Genomic DNA, 18,950 nt, shown 5'->3' with positions numbered 1-18,950 from the left:
ACGGGTCACTGCCGCACGAGGTCCGATCCTACACCGCCCCCGCCATTTTATGAAGAGGCGTACAGGCAAACTGACATTACCGGCACCGAGTTCGCCTGTATGCAGAATGGAGCAACCATTCTCCTGCCCCATTGCCGAGACGATAAGGGTAGCGCCGGAATCAGCCCGATCGACCGCCCCGACCAAGGCCATCCTGAGGCACGCCTCATCCAGATCTTGAACGCAACCCAGAGCTGCCGCACCAAGCGGTAATTGCCCAGCGTTCTCACTCCGCCGCCCACAGGGCTTTCGCCCCAGCTTGACGAGGCGGACGCGAAGCACCTACCCGCCAAAGCGATGGGCAACGTTCGAATTGCTCAGCAAGCGTGTCGGCACGTGTACAGCCAGCAGCACACTGCTCACTAGCGCCAGCCAGGCCGACCTCGCAACGCAACGAGCGCTGCTGCACGACATCGTGCTGCTCGGTCCGCCTCCCCTGCGGCCAGCCGGAACTGTTCGACATGCTCCAGCAGTGTCCGCGCTTTGATCAGGGCGAATAGCCCCTGGGTTTCGCAGACCTCCCCAGACCATATAATGAGTCCCCAATAGGCAATACCATGGCCTTCGACGGGGGCATCGGAAAGTGTGTTGGCCGAACGGCTACATCAAATCGCCGAAGCCGTTGACACTGGGAACACCGCCGGCACCAGATCCTTCGAAAACTTTGCTCCGTCGGGAAGCGAGATGACCTTCAGGCTGTTCTTGGCGCGCCCCGCCGCGATCAGTTCTGCCATCGGTCCCGCGCCGCCGGCTGCCAGACAGTCTAGGTGCCCCAGGATGATGACTGAGTCACGCGCTCTGGAGAGCGCCACATTCAATCGATGGCGATCCAAGAGAAACTGGGTGTCCCCACTTGCTCTGGTCATCAACAGGATCACCATGTCAGCTTCTCCCCCCTGTACAGCATCGACAGTTGCAACGGACAACTGGAACGCATAGTGCTTATCCGCCGTATCACGCGTGACAATTTCCAGTTGCCCCTTGTATGGGCAGATAACCAACAGCTTCAAGGAGACTCTCGCTGCACTAACCCTTTTGTGCAGAGCATTGAGCAATTGATAGAGCGCGGCGCGCTCTGTGGAGTTGACCAACGAGTTAGGCGTGTCTCCCGTACCTGCCTTCCTATGCCGGTAATTCTGCATCTTGGAGAAATCTACAAACAGTGCGCGGGCATCGGTCAGGGACCAGTTCCCCGCTTTGCGATGAGACGTCAGTTGCTTCTGGTAAAACAGAGTACTGACTAGGTCACCAATGTTTTCATGCATCCGGTATTGCACGGTTAGCATGCCCTTGGCTTGCGGTCCTAGCCCCTCATACAGTTCCTGGAAAAAGTTCTTGCGCAGCAGGGTTTCGACCTCCGCCAGCGGCAACGTATACCCGATGCGCTCATCCAGCACATCAGTGGTCACCGTTGGCGGCAACTGGTTGTGATCCCCGACCAGGACTACCCGCCGAGCAATGGCCGCCGGGATCATCAGTTCGGCAGCAAAGGCCTTGCCTGCTTCGTCCACAATCACGCAATCGAAAGGTTCCTTCAACAAGGCGAAATCAGTACGCGCCATGCCCGTGCAGGTAGCACCGTGGATCAATTTGTCACGGAATGTCCAGCGGCTAGCAGCCTCACGCCCCTTGCGCGACTTCAGCAGAGACAGCCAAGCTTCGTGCAATTGAGGACTGATTTCTGCATCTCCCGCGCTCAAAGCATCGACTTTAATTTGATGCCAATTGGGCTCAAGCGCTTCACTAATCTTGTCCTGTTTTCCGTAACGCACTGTAACTGGCCGCAAATACTCTGCTGCCTCAAGCAGATCCTCGATCAGCTTGGTCACCGCGACGTGAGTAGGGCCGGTAATCAGGATACGCGGCCAGAGGTGGGGAGCTTGTTCCGGGAACAGTGTCTTGAGCCACTGAACCAGCGTGGTTGTCTTCCCGGCACCTGGAGGTCCCCACACCGCCACTACGGGCTCGCGCGACGCCAATACTTGAAGCACAGCGTCCTGCCCCAGATTCAACGTCTCGCCAGGCTCCGGGCTGAGTGTAAAGATGGCGTTGTGAACCGAGGGTGCCACAAAATCACCAGTGATCGCTTTCTCAAGAGCTTTGGATAGCGTTTCTTTTTGATTGCCCTCCCTGACCAATTCAAGCCGAAACAAATCGAAAGGGTTGATCTCGGCTTCGCTCATCCGCTTATGCGTGTCCAGGATGAATTCGCAAATACCAAGTTGGGCATCCAAAAGCTTGAACGACTGCAGAGGCCATACACGATCTCGCCCGACTGCTCGTAGGCGAGGTGAGCCTTGCTCGCCCAACGCGTCCTTCAACCAGCCAGGAACACCTTGGGAACCGAGCAAGCCTGTCACCTTACGCCCGTTTTCCTCGACCTGGCCGGGAAGAAAACCACAGCTTGCACTTTGCTCCAGGTAGAGCTGCTGCTCACGGTACACCAACGAGAGTTTGCGTAAATGCAGGGCAACCTGTCGTTGACGGGCAGCCTCGCGCTGGCCAAGGCGCTCTTCATTCAAGGCACACACAAAGGACTGGAAACGATTGCGGTTGGCCAACTCTTCATCCGTACTCCCTATGAGGACGGGGGTAAGGGCCACGTAGCACCGCAAAACGTCTTCAGGCGACTCACGAGCCTCAAGCGCGTCCAGCAACCGAAAACATCGCTGCTCGGCATCGGCCTCAGTGACTAGGGCATAACGGCCCAACTGAAAGACAAGACGGCCGTCATCATTCTCATAAATGTGCCAAGGCCTATCCTGGATTGCCGGTGTTTGAAAATAGTCCCACATCTGATGGATCAGGGGGATGTGCTCATCACAGATGCCCAGGGCGACTGGCCACCAATACTCTTCCAGGCCTGAGATACGAGGGTGCAATCTCACCGGCAAACTGTGGGACCGCGAATCACCGAGCACGTCGGTGAGCGTCCAGCCGTCCGCAAATACTTCCAACTCCGCGCCTGGTTTAATCCATTGCCCTTCCTGCCTGCCAAGTGGCAAACGCAAGGTGGCATCCTGCATCTGCAACTGGGCCTCATTGTTATCCAGGCGCACGACTGTCGCTGTCAACGGCTCGCCACTGCTGCCTCTTGCTGCATCCAACAATTTCACTTTGGCACTGCCAATGCGGGCGAAGCGTGCTTCATGATCAATCGCATAGAATACTCCTCGACCATCAAACGCTTCGGCCTCGACGGTATAATTCTGCAGACGCCCGCGTAGACCGTGTGGCAACGAAATCACGGCGCCCTCGCAAGGGTAGTCCGCAGGCATTTCCAGCCAGGCAACGGTCGGCAACTGTGCGGGCACCTCACCAAATAAGGTGCGAATATACTGCGCGGTGGTTTGAAGGTAGGCGCGTTCGGCTGTGACGCGCCCCCGGGCAAGCTCAATTTCAAGCATCATCTGACGGAAGCTAGCTGATTCACGCGCGCCAAAGCGGGCTTTCAGTATCTGTCTGGCCCGTGCGTGCGCCCGTTCCAACTCACTGGCGATTTCGGACCGCATCGCCAACTCTCTTTCAAACATCTTCACGAGTTGAACCAGGTAGGGACGAATCAGCGCAGCAGTTTTGCGTTCATGTGCACCATGAATAGCAGCCAGTTCAGCTTCTAATGCTTCAATCTCAGTATTTACATCATCCAGACGTTTCCCATTCCACCAACTGATGGCAGTGGAAGTCAGAGTGATGCCAGCCAGCAGTAGCATGAACATTGATCAGCGTTTCCCTGGTTGGACTAATTCGACCAGGCGACCTACCAGAACCTCCATGCTCGCCCGCACCTCGCGCTGGTGATCATCGTTGATCAAGGACGGATCCATGACGGCTTCAAGCTTCTCGAATACTCTCAGAAGGGGCTTGAGCACATCGTCAACTTGGTTCAACCGCTGAAGCTCGGGCGCATTCTGCGCCTGGATTTTTTCGAGCTCTTTTTGTGCATGTTGCACTTGCGCCTCGGCCAGGCTTACGCGTCCCTTCCATTCAATAGAGGTTTTGTGCAGTTCCACCGCCGAATGCAATACACCAACCAGATCACGAAGTAGACCAATACCCTCGGTAAGCACTTGGGCGCGATCGCCACTCATGGCGGTATCACGCTTGATCCGCGCCTGGCGCGTCTGCTCCTTGGCCAGGTCGAGGGCATCATTGCCCCCGTTGGTGGACTTGCTGCGGGGTGTAGCCTTGGCAAGACTGGCGGGTAGTTTGAATCGTTCATTGGTCATGGTTGAGACTCCGGTCAAGCAACACTGGTGTTGAAGTATTCCACGCTACGACGCAAGCCTTGATCAGCCTCCATTAACCGCTCCAGAGCCGTTTCAAATGACTGAACATCAGGCAGGTCGCCTTTCCTGATCAGCGCCAATTCATCCAGGCAATGGCGGGTCAGTTGAACGCAACGCAGCGTCATCCGCCCCACAACCTGACGAACAGCGGCTGCTTGTGTCATCTCCCTTCGCGCCAGATCAATATCCTGGGCAAGTGCCTCACGCTCAAGCTCCAGACGCTTTTCCTCCTTGGGGATCAGAGCCTTCAAGCCGTCGCGGTGCACCTGGGCTTGGCGTAAAGTCAAGTAGGAGTCGATCGCCCCGAGTACCGCTGATGCTGCTTCAATGCTCATGAGCACCGGGTTGGCGCCTGCAGTGGCTTTCTTCAGGCCTCCCGCAATGCCATGTCGACTGGCCGCCGAGATGAAGGTTTTTGTAAAGTAGAACGCATGCCTTGGTAACTGAGTGCCCATAGTCCTTCCACGTCAAAGCTGAACCCAACACCATGTACCAGGGCCTGCCTTTGCCAAGCGCTGAGCGATGTCGTCAGGCATGTGTTGAATGAAATCCTCCGCACACACTGAAGCCTCCTGGGCCTTGACGCCGCCCTCGCGCGGCGCCCAGAGCGTGCCCGTTGCAGGCTCCCAGTAGAGCTGTTGCGCTGAATCCCGATAACGCACCATGAGCAACGCGTCACACCCTCTCTCCTTGGGAGGTGGCCTGAACGGTGGTCGCCCTACAGCGTGAAAACTCTTCCACAGCCCTGCGAGCACCCAATGCTGGGATACCTCAAGTTTCAAGGCTCTCCAGTTGGGGGTATGCGACAGGAACAAGTGGACATGGGGGTTGCGGAGCATGGCCGTAAGCTGTTCACGTTGCACCTCGCCGATCTGAGCGCGGAGCAGCAGACCATCAGGCAACTCGTCCCCCCTCAATCGCATGAAACGGCTCTGTTGTTTGTGGCTGAATACTGGGGTGGGCAAATGTCGAGGGTACGTTTGAGCCACAGCGTCAATGGGATGAACTTGCTGCTCTGCAGGTGCCGCGCTTGCAAACAATCCAGCGACGCCAGAGTCATTGAGCAGTTTTGAAGTAGCCACGCCTGCTAATAATCGCTCGCCTGATTGAGTGATGGTCTCACCGGCCGCCAGCCCCTCTTCTCCAAGCAACGCCACAATCTCCTGGATTGAAACCAACGGAAGGCCAGTCAGTTCGGCGATTTCACTCACGCTCAAATGCTGGTTCAACGCCTCAAGTGCGAACAGTGCAACCGCGTCGCAGCGTCTGGGGACCCGCGCGAACGTGCGCACCTGAAACTCGGTTGCTTTGAAATACAACGTGATTCGTGGCGACTCAGGCTGTGGCAAGCAAGCCTTGATGCTGGCAGTAACACGCCCGTTGCGAGCACGCTTCTCCGTCAGCCAATTTTCCTCAAGCAAAATAGTACTGATCTGCACAATGTATTCTTGAGCAAGGTCCAGCACCTCTGAAGGATGATCTATCCAGCTCCAACTGATCTCGGCCAATGGCACCCGGAGCACAAGCGCGCCAGCCAACAGCCAGGCGCCTCGATCATCAAAACGCTCGACCCGCGCACGCACTGCCGTGCCTGGCTGCAGGTTGCCCAAAGCGTTACGCAGCCGGGCCTCGGTCAGCGCGTGAACGCTGCCCCGCCAGCCCCTCTGGTCCCGGCTGGTCAGCACGAACTCCACATTGTCGCCTACGCTGAATAGACTGACCGGGTTCTCGAACTTGGCGTTTGGGCTCAACAATTCATGTTGAGGAATCAGTACGGTCGTGTCTTGGTACTGTATCAATACAGATTTCGGCAAGATCTTGACAACGCTACCTGCAACGATCCTTCCACAGTTCTCCGCACCAAGCGAAGTACTCGGCCCCTTGGGAGGACGTGAGGGGGAAGCCGCGCGATGCGTGCGCTCCGGTTGAGAATTACGCCCCGATAGAGACGGCTCAAACGCGTTCAGTAATCGTGAAAGAAAATCGAGCAAGCAGCGTCTCCGTCCATTGAAGGCTGATAAAGATTGCCATCCGCATCATCGCATCATGTTGTGGACTGCCGGTGCGGTTTTCGCACTCGGGCCTTCAGCATCCGCTAACGGCTATCGACTCGCATTTGCCCTCCGCAATGTACGGTTGTGAAAAGTACTAAAACGCACTTTTCAATCCTCACGCAAGCCGCATTGGGCTTGTGCTGGATTGGCAGAAGGATGATTCATTCACCCCACTACTGTGGTGGAGTTCGGGCAAGCGCATTGCAAGCCTTATGTTAGAGGCTTTCTGCCATACCCACAACCAACGCACGGTCATGCATCAGGTTTCAGGCGCACACAATCAGATCCTCATGTGCTTGCAGCTACTGTTGGCCCAGCTTGGTAAACACGGCACCATAAGGATCCTGCAAACGCTCATCGCTGATGGGTAGCGGTCTGCGCAGAAAGCTACGCCACTGCTGCGCGTCACTGATCCTTAGCTGTTTGTCGAAGTGCACCTGTACGCACGCATCCATTTGCTCTTCCACCTGATGCTTGCGCTCGATGAACGAAGCAACCTGGTCTTCATCAACCGATCCCTGCAGAAACGGATAGTGAATGCTCAACTCCGCGTTACCTGACCGCTGCAGCCGCTGGTTCACGCAGCCAAACAGGCGATCCAACCGGCCCACGCGCTGCTCATTGTCACCGGGTGAGCCGGCTAGGCCGTAGTGATGGATCTGGTGGCACTGCAAATGCAGGTTGACCCCTTCCTGGAGTACCGAAGTGGACACCAACACGTTGGGATAGAACGGGCTATTGAAGCCGAGGATGAGACGCTGACGACCTTCGCTGTTGTCTCCACTGGCGTACCAGCATGGGCTGGTGAGGCGCTTGAGGCTGCGCCACTCCTCGTCCCATTGATCCAGGCCATGGTCGATGATCTTGCCGCATAGCGTGTCAAACGTTTCCAACGCGGCGGTGAAATAGCGCAGCATCAACGAGCCATCGACCCGTAGGCTTACCCAGTCATGAAAACCACGGTACGCACGCTGCACCTCACGCTCGCGGGTCTGCTGCCGGTATTCGACAAACCAGGCGTAGAGCTCGACGACGACAGGGCTCGCATAAAGAAACCCGGCCTTGATGTAGTTCGCGAAGTTCTCCGCAATCGCCTTGTTGTCGCGCGCCCAGCCTTCGAGCTTGCGATACAACGCCGGCGGCAGGCGCGGTACCAACAGCGACCAGACGCTGTGGAGCGGATGTTCCAGGCGGTCGCGCGGTGCACCTCGCATGCGGGCGGCGGCATCGTGGACCCCCGGCACGTCCCAACCGTGCAAGCGTACGTACTTGGCGGCATTGGCATAGTCGATCCGACCTGTCTCCGCCTTGGCGTAGAACGCGGAGTAACCGCCAGTCAGGTAGTCCGATGCCGGCTCGAGGAACAGTGCAAAGACGCTTTCCGGCTTGCTGAAGCGCAGGCGCACATTGGCGCAATCGGTTTGCCCACCTGAGCCTTTCTTGACCACGAACAGCTCGGCGATGCGCGATGCCAACTGCGTACCCTCCCCCTCGCCCTCGTCTTGCCCTGCCTCCTCGTGCGCGTCCACTTCGGCAAGCGAGTGCTTCACGCCTTCATGAAACTGGGCATAGCCATCGCGTGACCAACCCTGATGACGCCAATGCCTGACTGCGGGATCGTCCGCTTGCTTGCCCCATGCATTGACGATCATTCCGGCCAACAACTCGTCGTAGCGCTCGTTGATGCGCTGGGTCAGTTCACGAACAGAAGGTATACGCCGAACGAAAATCAGGTGCTTCAAGTCCTCGAGCGCAGTGCCGAGGCCATCAGCCGCCTTCGGCACGCACTGGTCGATCATCAAGCCGTACTTGGGGTGATCCGGGAAGGTGTGAAACTGGTCGCGATAGCGACGGGTAAGGTCGCGCAACAGCTCGGTATCGGTAGCCTTTGAGAAATCCTCCACCATCCGGTCTTCGACCGCATCCTGATAATCCGCATCGGCACCAGAATCGATCTGCGGTTTCCAGCCAAACGACTCGAACCCTTCCAGGTAGCCATAAGTGAGACTCTTGTTCTCCTTCTGCCGGCCCAGGTCGGCCACCAGCCGCTTCTGATACAGAGCAAAAAACATCTCGGCATCCGGACGCCCATCGAAGCTCGCAGGTACGGCTTTTTCGTGGCGGTAGTGCCGCTTGCCGTACAAACCGCCCTGTCCCTCCATCAACCGCAGACGCCGCAAGGCATACCGTTGCAGCAACTGACGCGTGCGCTCGGCGCCGCTCATGGCTTCAAGGGCAGGATCACGATCGAGCTGGGTAAAATAACCCAGGATGTTCTGCACATCATCCAACCGGGTATGGCTGGGCGTCGCAGTGAGCAATAGGTTCCAGACACCCAGCCGGCTGTCAGCGTTGCCAAACAGCGCTTTTGCGGCACTCACACGCTGCGATCCACCCGAGACGTTGCGCAGGTAATGCGCCTCATCGACGATGATCAGGTCAAAGCCCGAGGGCCCCAAGTGCTGCTTTAATCGATGATGGCAATTGGCCGCGATACTGCCTGCGCCCTCGGGGCCTTCCGCGCGCCGCTCGGGGCCGAGCAAGCCACTGAGCGCGTAGACCGTGGTGAGGTAAAGCTGCCCCTCATTGTTTTGCACCGACTGCACCAGGTGCTCCAGCTGGTAGCACTCACAGACCGTGGCTACGGGCATGCCATCTTCGGTTTTAACTCGGTCATCGGCTTGGCGAATGTGCTCACGAATGAAGCCTTCGAACTCCCTGCGCCAATGCCCGCACAAATGTCGATTGGGCGCCATTACCAGCACCTTGGCATCAGGCTTGTTTTTCCACAGCCATGCAGCCACACCCAACGCCTGGAAGGTCTTGCCCATGCCGACTTCATCCGCCAGTAGCGCCACTTTGCCCGCTACCAACAGGTTCCACAGGTAGGCCACCCCTTCGGTCTGCTTGGCCGCCATGGATTCGCGATCATCTGCCTGATAGGTCCAGTTGGAATCCTTACGCCCTTTGAAGTTGATCCACTGGGATACGGTTTCAGGGATGAGCACACCCTCTTCAAATCGACTCATGTCCCACCCCACTTGCTTTCCAATCCGCCGAGCTCCTGCTCAAGCATTTGCCGAAAATCATCATTGGTCTCGGCAGGTAACGGTGGCATATCGACCTTCAGTGTCCGCCAACGCGACAAGGCAATCCTGCTGTCATCCTTGGGCAAGCGTTGACGGAGTGCCAGCGCCAACTTGCAGAGCGCGTTAACCTCCTGGACCAGGAACCAGTCGAAAACATTGGGCGTAGATCCACGAAGTCGCTGGCGGGTCTTGTCTACCCATTCCTGCAGGCATCCCGGTCGCACGAACACCCAGTGTTCAAGCACTGACAATCGTTCAACCCCACGCAACCGGGCCGCGAATTGGTAGCTGGCCGTGAATAACCGAAAGTAGCTGATATGCGCAGAGTCTGAACCGTCTTGCTCGCTTGCCACGGCGCCTAGGTCGGCGCTCAGCCCATCAACCTGTGGCTCACCCGTTGCAGATTCGCGGACACGAAATCCGACATCATCCTGATTGGGCACAATATCGATTTGCGCCATGGCGTCGACCAGGCCAACCAAGTCGTCGTACCGCTGCGCGCGTCGGAACTCGGGGGTAGTCTCCAGCAACATGCCGACGAAGCACTCCCGGCCGTCCTTGAGCACCTGGAAGCTGTGATCGAACAACAGTGCATGCACGTGCGCCACCGGCACTCTGCACGCCTTCAATCCGTGGCTTCGTGGTTTCCAGTCGAGCGCGAATGCAGCGTCGATATCCGGCAACTTGATCCTATATCCCTGATCCGGTTCTTGCCCTATATGCCATTGGCCGCGCAGTTGGTAAACCTGCTCCGCCCAGTCGAACTCCACCACGATGTCAAAGGGAAGGTTCTGCGGGATTTTCAACGCTTGCGCCTGTAATGCTTCGTCGCTCAAGAACAATGCCGGGCTGGTGTCCATCGTGGCGCCGAGGACGCTTTCCACTGCACTGTTGTTCGGCAAGATAAAGCCCGCCTCGATGTTGTTGCCGGGTAGCCTTTTACCCCGTGAGTCGAGCAGCGAATTGCTGCCCGCCCGAGTGAAGTTCCACGAGCCGATGGCCAGGTGCGTGGAGGTTTTCCAAAGCTTGGCATGGGTCATCGGTGTGCGCTCATCGACCGTGGTCGGGTTGTGCCGCAAGCGCAACTCATCGTTTGCCAGCAGGTCTCCAAGCGCCTCGGTCCAACCGGTACGCAGGAACTGCCCATCGAGCCGGTCCGGCACCAGGCTGACCTTCATGCGCGCCTGCTCGTAGCTGCTCCTCAGGTGGCTGACGAACAGAGCCAGATCCTTCGGCAGATAAGGGGACCAGACTGCCAGGTGATGGCAAGCACGCTCGCCCAGCAACTGGACGAGAAACGGTTGCCTCTGAAAACTGTGGCAGAACCGCACGGCTGACTCAGCGCTGGCGAACGAGCTACTGCGCCTATTTTCCAAGGGGCACGGTACGCCCACATTTGTGAACAGTGCCTGGAAGAACGCTTTAACGGACTGGTAAAGCGAAAGCGCATTGATCGGCTGGAAGTGGAATACCTCCTGATTGCGCGCCCATCCGCTAAGTGTGAGGTTGGCACTGCCCGCGCCGAGCACGCGCCCCTGCTCACCTTCCAGATAGATCACCTTTGCATGCAACAAGCTGTCTTCGCCAACACCTGGGTAGCTCCATTCCGTTTTTTGCGCAGTACAGACACCGTGCACCTGGAGCGCCGTGCGCTTGTTCTGGTCGGCACCGATGAAACGCCGGTCACAAAAGACCCTGAGGTCGATTTGCTGCTCCGTCAGCGCCAACTGAAGCGCCTCGTACTCCATGCGTGTGCGGGGAGTCTCGGCACCCAGTACGGTTGGCAACACATAGGTTTCGATGAATTCGATATCGATGTTGAAGCTGGTAAGCCAAACCCTGCGCAACCGGCCGCAGGCCTTCACTTGCTCGCTGAATGCTGAATGCAGTTTCATGCCTGGCCGCCCCGATAACCGGTCACCAAATGGTCAAACTGGGGAATGTAGTACGTGTTCACCCAGCGCTGCATGGGCGTATCCTGCGCCTCAGGCAATGCCCTGGTACGAGCACTGAGCTTGACCTTCTCGGCCTGGTCGATTTGAACCCAGGGTATCTGGCCACGCTCGCGCATCACCGTCGCGTGGTAGTCCACCATGCCGAGAAACTGGTCACTGAAGCGTTCCTGACGCGCCAAGCTCATGAGTCGCTCCAGCCGTCGGCGGCCGGTGTGCGAAAGAATGCCGAGCAGTTCTGAATGCGCATCGATACGCGCGGCGGCCGCCGGCAAGGTTGCGGCATCGCGCCCCAGCCCTTGCCAGTGCGCCTCGATTTCGCCAAGGCTCTGGTGCCGGCCATGACAGGCCAGGGTAAACAGCAGATCGACCTGAGCAAGGAGTGGTTCGACCTGCTGCACGTGCACGAGCTTGCGTCGCTCGGGCGTTTCGCTGCAGTTTTTTTCGGCCAGGGCGAACAACTGCTGGATCGGCAGGTGGCCGTCTGGATTGTGTTGAACTTGATCATCCATCACCCGCAGCAGTGCACCCGCAGCGCCCGTGTCGAGGCCAGTCAAGGCTAGCCAGAAGTCGCGCGTGGCAGCGCCTACTTGCGCGGAGTTCGGCAGTGCTCTTCGGTAGGCCTTGATCAGACTGCCCGGTACTTGCTTGAGCGCGCTTCCGCCACCTGCTTTGAAGCGCAGGAAAATCCCCTGCAAATGCATGCGCGCTTCTTGGAACAACCTGTGAAACGGCTCGTGAGTTTGAATCATCCCCTTAACTTTCACCCACAACAGTCCTGCTTCTTGACTGTGGTGGTAGTTGTAGCGGTCGTTGAAGAAGCCTATCTGCATGAACGGTGTCTTATAGCGCCCACTCACACCCAAGCCCAACTGACGCACCAACAGGTGTCCGGCTGGTTGATGGGTGAAGCGCAGAAATGGGTTACTGTCGACCTCCAGACGTGCACGAGCCTTGCTGGCGCCCAGCACGCCTTGACTGTCAACGCCGGTATCGGGCGCAGCAGTCACCATGGCATACGTGAATATGTTCTCCAGATAGACTAGACAAGCCTGGCACAGCGCCAGCCCATGACGTCCTCCTGACTGCTCACGCAATGCTTTGCTCGGGCCGGTATCAACATCGTCGAACAGGTCCTTAATCACTGCATGATGCAGCAGATTGAGCGTGTAGTTTCGTACGTCGTTCGAAACCGAATTGACCCGGTTGCGAAAGATTTCCTGGCCAAAGGCAGACCAGATGGTCAGTACACCCAACGGATCAATCTGGCTGTCGCCACTGAGGTCTTCATCGTATTCAGTCAGGTATTGGCTCAACCGCATGAGGTTTCTCAAGACAAAGGATATCAACAACGCGACCGAGCAGCTGAGATTATGCTACGCCAGTCTCACGATACAGATTTCAAGCGAGGGTTAGGTGCTGCGGGCTACAGGGCAGGCGCGGGTGCAAGGCCTTCGACGCACCTTGTACGGATCGCCGACACCACGCCTCGCGTCAGTCGCGCAGCCCTGTTGCACTCTAGACATGGTATTGCGACCGCTTGCGGTGCTCCTCCCCGACCCATCACCGCTCCTTGATTCTGGACTTACGCAGCTTCGGCGCCTGCTGCTGGACCAGTTGCTGCTCCAGCGTGTCAGCACGCGCCTGCTGGGCCGCGGCCGTATGTCGCACCTCGTCAAGCATTTGCTGCATGGCATGTAAGCGGCCTTCCAGAGCTTGCCGCTGCTGCTCGCCCTGCTCCGCCGCCACTTCGGCCCGCGCCTGCTGGGTGGCTGCCTGGCGCTGCGTCTCGCTCAAGACGTGACGGTCTTGCTCCGATCGTTGCTGAAGTTGGTCGAACTGGCGCTGGAGCTCTCGGCGTTCAACCTGGCGTGTTTTGCTCTCCTCGCGCGCTCGGTCAATTTCGCGGTAGGCGCGCTCCTCGACACCGCGCACGTAGGCTTCTTGTGCCAGCCGAGCCTGCTCGACTTGATGCAGGGTGTCGTGCTGTTCGGCCTGCAGACCATGCAACTGCTGTTGCAAGGTGTCGCAGGCCAATTGCAAGGCGCCACGTTGTTCCTGCAGATCCTTAATCTGCGCCTGACGCTGGGCCAGCAGTAGCTCTAGATCGGTCAGGCGGGTTTCAGCGCTCTGCCGCACAGATATTGCCTCTGCCGTCTGCTGTCGCGCCTGAGCAACGTCCAGCCGGGCGCGGGTATCCAATGCTAGGAGCTCCTCTCTTTCCTCCGCGAGCACCTGCCGCTGGCTGGCCAGTGACTGCTCGACCACGCCTTGAGCCAAGGTGGTCGCCTGCTGCCAGATAGCGACAAAGGCCTGGGCCACTTCCGCCGGCAGTCCGGGCAACCGCGTTTCACCGCGCAGGCGGCCGGCCAACTGTTCCCACCATTGGTCGAGCAAGGCGCCGACCCGCGCCGGGCTGCCGCGACCCAGTTCCAGGCGCACCCGTTCTACCGTCGGCCGCTCGCCACGGGCCAGCACCGCGTCTGCCGCGGCAAACACCTCGCTTTCCGGTACGCCTACCGCCATGCCCTGCCCTCCGCTATATTAGGTCTGATAATGAATGATTATCCGACCTTATTAGATTGAATCTAAATTAATAATACGTAGAACGTAATGAATAATACAGAATCATTGCAGCCATCGATTGACACGCCACTGGCGCCGCACGAGTTGGCGGCCAGCACCCGCGCCGCCGCCGAGGCGTTCATCGCCGCCGGCACCGCCGCCAACACGGTGCGCAGCTACCAGAGCGCCCTCGCCTACTGGTCAGCCTGGCTGCGCCTGCGTTACCGGCGCGCGCTCGGCGACGCTGCCTTGCCGCCGGAGGTCGCAGTGCAATTCATCGTTGATCACCTTGCCCGCCCGGGCGCTGACGGCGGCTGGAGCCACCTGCTGCCCGCAGACCTCGATGCCGCCCTGGTCGCAATGGGAGTCAAGGGCAAGTTGGGAGCACTCGCGTTCAGTACGGTCAGTCATCGTCTCGCCGTGCTGGCCAAGTGGCACCGGTTGAAGCAATGGGACAACCCAACCGAGACGCCGGCGGTGAAGACCTTGCTGCGGGAAGCGCGCAAGGCCCAAGTGCGCCAGGGGGTGGCACAGCGCAAGAAAACTGCCGTGGTCCTGGAGCCATTGCAGGCAATGCTCGCCACCTGCAGCGACGGCGTACGCGGCGTGCGCGATCGCGCCCTACTGCTGTTGGCCTGGAGCGGTGGCGGCCGACGCCGCTCGGAGGTGATCGGCCTGCAGATCGAAGACCTGCGCCGGCTGGATGCCGACACCTGGCTGTACACACTTGGGGCGACCAAGACCGACACTGGCGGCGTACGCCGAGAAAAACCGCTGCAGGGGCCGGCGGCGCAGGCACTGAGTGCCTGGCTGGAAGCAGCACCGGCCTGCCGCGGCCCGCTGTTTCGCCGCCTGTACAAAGGTGGCCGGGTCGCACCGCATGGACTGTCCGGCGACCAAGTCGCGCGGATAGTCAAACGCCGCGCGGCGATGGCAGGTCTTGATGGGAACTGGGCAGCGCACAGTCTGCGCTCAGGCTTCGTCACCGAGGCAGGACGCCAGGGCGTGCCGCTCGGTGAGGTGATGGCAATGACCGAGCACCGCAGTGTGAGCACGGTGATGGGCTACTTCCAGGCGGGCGCCCTGCTTGACAGTCGGGCCAGTAAGCTGCTCGGATCGACACCGGGCGCGAGCGAACCCCCACCAGAATAAGCAGCCAGGTCAAAAGGGGGGGGCGCCTTCTGCGTCTCAACCATGACAAACGCGAAACACTGAAGCGGTTGTGCCACTGAACGATGTAAGCAAGTGCAGCGCATACCTGAGGTTACATGGGGAACAAGTCAATGGCGAAAATAGTTTTGCTGGGAGTACTGTTGTGATAGGACACTCGCGGCACCAACACACCCACGGGCAGACTACTTCTCAAGTGGCGTTCGACGCAGGCATACACAGAGAGGAAGAACCGCTCCAGTGCGTTGATCGCGGTACCTTCGTGATCCTCGTAGAAGTACGAGAGATAGCCCATGGCATCGCGGTCGTGGATAACCATGTCTCTATGCAAATGGTAGGAATGATCTAGGCCGGTGATTTCGTCCGGGAGGAACTGGAAAGTATCATGATCGAACTCCTGATAGCTGCCTGGGTGTCGAAATGAATGAAAGTGCCTGCTGACAGTCCCCAACGTCGGAGCGTTGAACATGAACAAGTACGTCCTCGCCGCCAATCGCAGGTTCTGGAAACTCTGGAAATAGCGAATCACCTCATGAAATCCGGCTCGGTTGATCGAGGTTTTTACTTCGATAATAGCAATCACCGCCTCCGCCGGCACCACAACCACACCCTCTACTCGATAGAACGGGGCATACCGGTGCGAGTCGTAAATCAGAATGTCGCACTGCTTGGATAAACCGCCCGCACTGTCGATGATGAAGCCCTGCTCCACGCTGACCGCCCCCGGCAGGTGGTCTTTGAGGAACTGGCGAAGCACCGCTTCGGCCAGTGCGCCAGTGGTCGGGTTGTGCCGGGTGATGTACACCTTGGCCTGGGCGATCTTGCTGTTGAGTTCCTGACTCGCATGATCAAAGTAGTGACTCATGCCTTCTCCCTTTAAAGGTAAGCTGCAAAGCTGATGGCCGCCGCCGGCCAATCCCCATCGATTGTCGGTATGACGCGCCATCTCGACGAGACGCCGCCGCGCTGGCAGTTGTACGCCTGCGGCAGCTCATCCTGCAGCGCCAACGCAGTGGCTTCCAAAAATTACGCGGAATTCAAAGGTCGAAGATCCGCGAACCGCCAGCATCCACGCGGAAATTTGACCACGCCCGCCGTCCTTGGCGCATTTCCTTGAGGCCGTCCTCACCAAATCGCGCGAGAATCTGCCCAAATAGCTGATCGGGCTCCAGTACTTCCAGGAGCCGGTAGGTGACCAGCGGACGGAGTAAAGACTGATGCTCCAGGGTGGGATCGTGAAACTGCCCTGCGTGCTCGATCAGTGCATGCCCCTCGACCCCTGCCTCCGGGTGATGAATGAGTGACAGTGCATAACGAAGCTGCGGATGTGAGGCCTGAAGACTCAGGATGGTGAGCAAACAGTTTTGCCAACAGAAAGTGGGCTGAGTGAGCATCGGCTTCCTGGCGTGCAGCTCCCGGATGAACGCCGGCGTAGGCGTCACCTGACCTGTAATGTCAATTCCTTGGAGGAACGGCTCCGGAAGCAGTGCAGTTTTCTTGTAGTTGAAGACTACGGCGTCCCCGGTGTAAGTATCCACAATCCGGTAGTGCTGGCCCTTGAAACTGCGCTGAGCCAAGACCTCGGCCTGTTTCAACGACGCAAACCGGCCGAACGGAAGTGGTGCAGCTCCGTTGACATACAGATCAAAGCGGCCAGCGCGACTGACGCCTTCTTCCGAAGGTGCACCCGCAGCGACCGTGGAGAACCACTTGCGAATCCATTGCAACACCATGATCTCTCCCGTGAGACGCCAGCGCTGGCACCGGGTAATCGCTTACTTTTCAGAACACGGAAAATAACACGGCGCTGCTCTTTTGGCACCAAGCGAGCATCTGTTGTTTGCCACTGTAGGTAAGCAAGGCTGACCACAAATAGTGGTCGCCCGGAAAGCCGAATGACCTACACAAGAATCGTCGTTACACCGTATCGCGGATGGAACTGACGGACGCTGCCGCTAGGATAGAAGCGATCACAGTCATGAATCGAGCAATTGCCTGTATCGCCTCCGACCATTTAGAGATCGTGATGCGTCGTGTCACAGCAATGCTCGACGAGCCCTGCAGGATTGCCCACTACTGCCGTTTGGACAATCTTAGACTCAGACCCTGCGCTAGAAAGGTGGTCACCAGAACCTTGTTGTCTCTCCCGAGACCGCGCGTTTATGGTTCGCGCAGCCGCACTTGGTGAAGTATTCGTTGTGGACGTGAAGCGTGGCTATTTGATATCGTCCAGAGCCCTATCTCGCACCTGTCGACATCCACAGTCGGCGTCACGCACTGGAGATGCCATGGAGTGGCCGAAACTCGACCTTAACGTTCCTTTCCGGTTGCTACTGACCTTCAATGCGACGTCTCTCCTAGTAATCGTATTTTTGGTTCAGAAGGGCTACGTGCTGGGGTCTTTTTTTCCTGAGCATGGCCTTGTTGTTGCGCTTCCCAATTTCGTGTCGTACGGCCTCTATCTCTGCGTCCCCGTGCTGCTCACAGGCTTAAGCTTGGTGCTAAGTCCATCGCTGGGCAAGGATGAGTTCAAGCCAGGCCAAGTTGACTCCATTGATCATGCTAATAATAGTTTTTTACCGAGCTATCTCGGATATTTTTTCGTGGCGCTCAGCGTTCCAAATTGGGAAACCCTGCTCTTTGTATACGGCGTTTTGTTTGTTTTCACCTACCGCTCGCAAGCACTGTATTTCAATCCGCTGTTTTTATTGTATGGCTACGAATTTTATAACATAACCACTACAGCGCGCGCGTCAATTTTCCTAATCTCACGAGCCGGGTACAAGTTACCGGATGACGTCGTGATCGAAAAAGCTTATAGAATCAATAACTACACATTCATAGAAAAAGGCTGAGCATATGGATTGCGTACTGGTAAAGGTGAAAAAACTCAGAAAAAAACCATTCTTCAAGTTGATTTCTGATTACACGCTTTTCGACGACTTGGGCATTGATCCCGCCGCTTGTGTAAATTACTGTCCTGATCACAATCTGGACGAGGATTCTTGGTTCAAAGTTGAGGAGTTTTCCGCACAAACATTTTGTGTGGAGATGCTGAAGGGCGATTTTGACGCAAAAGTGTATGACGATCTGGCCAAGCGACAGTTTAATGACATCTCTTACCTAGTGGCGAGCCAAGGGGAAGATTTTTATTTTCAGAAAGTCACACCTTCACTTTTTCTTAAACGGAAGACTGTAGTCTTCGGCGAGGTTGCGGAGATTGAAGAGTCCCAGAGCCGCTTAGTGATTAATGCTCAGCCAGATGCTGTCTACCTCAGAGCTTCTGACACCCTTATCTTCAAAAACCTAGCCACTATTTCCAGTATTTTCCCCGGGATCGATGAACTGTACAAAGAAGCAACGCAAGAGGAGGTTGAGCAGTTCCTTGATAAACCATTTATCACCTTATCCAACGATTTTGCAGCGGAGAAGGTTTCCAAACCGAATCGCAAGCGTATTGCTTTGGCGATGGCGACATTAGAGGCGTTACCCGAACAAGATAAAGCAGGAATGCTGACCTACATTGATGGCTACTGCGGCCAACAACTCGTCTTTAATGCCAACAGTGGTCAGTTCGAAATTTCGACAGACAATGAACTGAAACTCCTTATTTATGGCATTGAACAACGGTTCTATACCACCCAATTCGGACAAGAGAAAAGACTGGCCAACTCAGTTCAGGCCCTTGGCTGATGTGCCCGAGACGATGTAAAAAGCAAATCTGATGATAGCGAGATCTTCCATTTTTTGAGGCACTCTCGCCTACGGGAGAGTAGACGCGCTAAGGAAACC

The 18,950-nt window shown here is 57.4% G+C and carries 13 protein-coding genes; 3 read left to right on the top strand and 10 right to left on the bottom strand.

Annotated features, from left to right (window positions below; genetic code table 11):
* Positions 1–644: 644 nt before the first annotated feature.
* The 8 genes from HXW87_RS17435 to HXW87_RS17400 form a co-directional block, all read right to left on the bottom strand.
* Complete coding sequence (locus HXW87_RS17435) at positions 645–3,758, bottom strand: AAA domain-containing protein (RefSeq protein ID WP_239776982.1); 3,114 nt, start codon at positions 3,756–3,758, stop codon at positions 645–647.
* Positions 3,759–3,761: 3 nt separating this feature from the next.
* Entirely contained in the window at positions 3,762–4,268 is a 507-nt protein-coding gene (locus HXW87_RS17430) for a hypothetical protein (RefSeq protein ID WP_004577313.1), read from the bottom strand.
* A gap of 14 nt (positions 4,269–4,282) precedes the next feature.
* Positions 4,283–4,783, bottom strand: coding sequence for a hypothetical protein (locus HXW87_RS17425; protein ID WP_004577312.1), 501 nt, complete (start codon positions 4,781–4,783; stop codon positions 4,283–4,285).
* A gap of 12 nt (positions 4,784–4,795) precedes the next feature.
* Complete coding sequence (locus HXW87_RS17420; protein WP_023102079.1) at positions 4,796–6,319, bottom strand: hypothetical protein; 1,524 nt, start codon at positions 6,317–6,319, stop codon at positions 4,796–4,798.
* 365 nt (positions 6,320–6,684) lie between these two features.
* Positions 6,685–9,411 carry a DEAD/DEAH box helicase gene (locus HXW87_RS17415; protein WP_004577310.1) on the bottom strand — a complete coding sequence of 909 codons (2,727 nt, stop codon included), beginning with the start codon at positions 9,409–9,411 and terminating at the stop codon, positions 6,685–6,687.
* Complete coding sequence (locus tag HXW87_RS17410) at positions 9,408–11,366, bottom strand: hypothetical protein (protein ID WP_004577309.1); 1,959 nt, start codon at positions 11,364–11,366, stop codon at positions 9,408–9,410. The genes HXW87_RS17415 and HXW87_RS17410 overlap by 4 nt, the downstream gene beginning before the upstream one ends.
* The gene (locus HXW87_RS17405; RefSeq protein WP_023102082.1) at positions 11,363–12,745 is read right to left on the bottom strand and encodes a hypothetical protein; all 1,383 of its coding nucleotides are present in this window, start codon (positions 12,743–12,745) and stop codon (positions 11,363–11,365) included. The genes HXW87_RS17410 and HXW87_RS17405 overlap by 4 nt, the downstream gene beginning before the upstream one ends.
* Before the next feature lie 241 nt (positions 12,746–12,986).
* The gene (locus HXW87_RS17400; RefSeq protein ID WP_004577307.1) at positions 12,987–13,949 is read right to left on the bottom strand and encodes a DNA-binding protein; all 963 of its coding nucleotides are present in this window, start codon (positions 13,947–13,949) and stop codon (positions 12,987–12,989) included.
* 87 nt (positions 13,950–14,036) lie between these two features.
* On the opposite strand from HXW87_RS17400, the gene HXW87_RS17395 reads away from it, so the two are divergent.
* On the top strand, positions 14,037–15,140 hold the full coding sequence (locus HXW87_RS17395; RefSeq protein ID WP_239776980.1) for a site-specific integrase: 1,104 nt from the start codon (positions 14,037–14,039) through the stop codon (positions 15,138–15,140).
* Positions 15,141–15,252: 112 nt separating this feature from the next.
* Here the strand turns inward: HXW87_RS17395 and HXW87_RS17390 are convergent, their stop codons facing one another.
* Both HXW87_RS17390 and HXW87_RS17385 read right to left on the bottom strand, forming a co-directional pair.
* Positions 15,253–16,023, bottom strand: coding sequence for a DUF6602 domain-containing protein (locus HXW87_RS17390; RefSeq protein WP_004577305.1), 771 nt, complete (start codon positions 16,021–16,023; stop codon positions 15,253–15,255).
* A gap of 172 nt (positions 16,024–16,195) precedes the next feature.
* Positions 16,196–16,891, bottom strand: a complete 696-nt coding sequence (locus HXW87_RS17385) for a hypothetical protein (RefSeq protein WP_004577304.1) — start codon at positions 16,889–16,891, stop codon at positions 16,196–16,198.
* 555 nt (positions 16,892–17,446) lie between these two features.
* Between HXW87_RS17385 and HXW87_RS17380 the strand changes: the two genes are divergently transcribed.
* Both HXW87_RS17380 and HXW87_RS17375 read left to right on the top strand, forming a co-directional pair.
* Positions 17,447–18,013, top strand: coding sequence for a hypothetical protein (locus tag HXW87_RS17380; protein WP_004577536.1), 567 nt, complete (start codon positions 17,447–17,449; stop codon positions 18,011–18,013).
* Between the two features lie 4 nt (positions 18,014–18,017).
* Positions 18,018–18,851: a hypothetical protein gene (locus HXW87_RS17375; RefSeq protein ID WP_004577537.1), complete on the top strand. Its 834-nt coding sequence runs from the start codon at positions 18,018–18,020 to the stop codon at positions 18,849–18,851.
* Positions 18,852–18,950 lie beyond the last annotated feature (99 nt).

Source organism: Pseudomonas sp. Y5-11, assembly GCF_022368695.1.
Classification (GTDB): Bacteria; Pseudomonadota; Gammaproteobacteria; order Pseudomonadales; family Pseudomonadaceae; genus Aquipseudomonas; species Aquipseudomonas parakoreensis.
The sequence above is the reverse complement of the archived record's forward strand: the minus strand, read 5'-3'. Positions and strand labels throughout refer to the sequence as shown.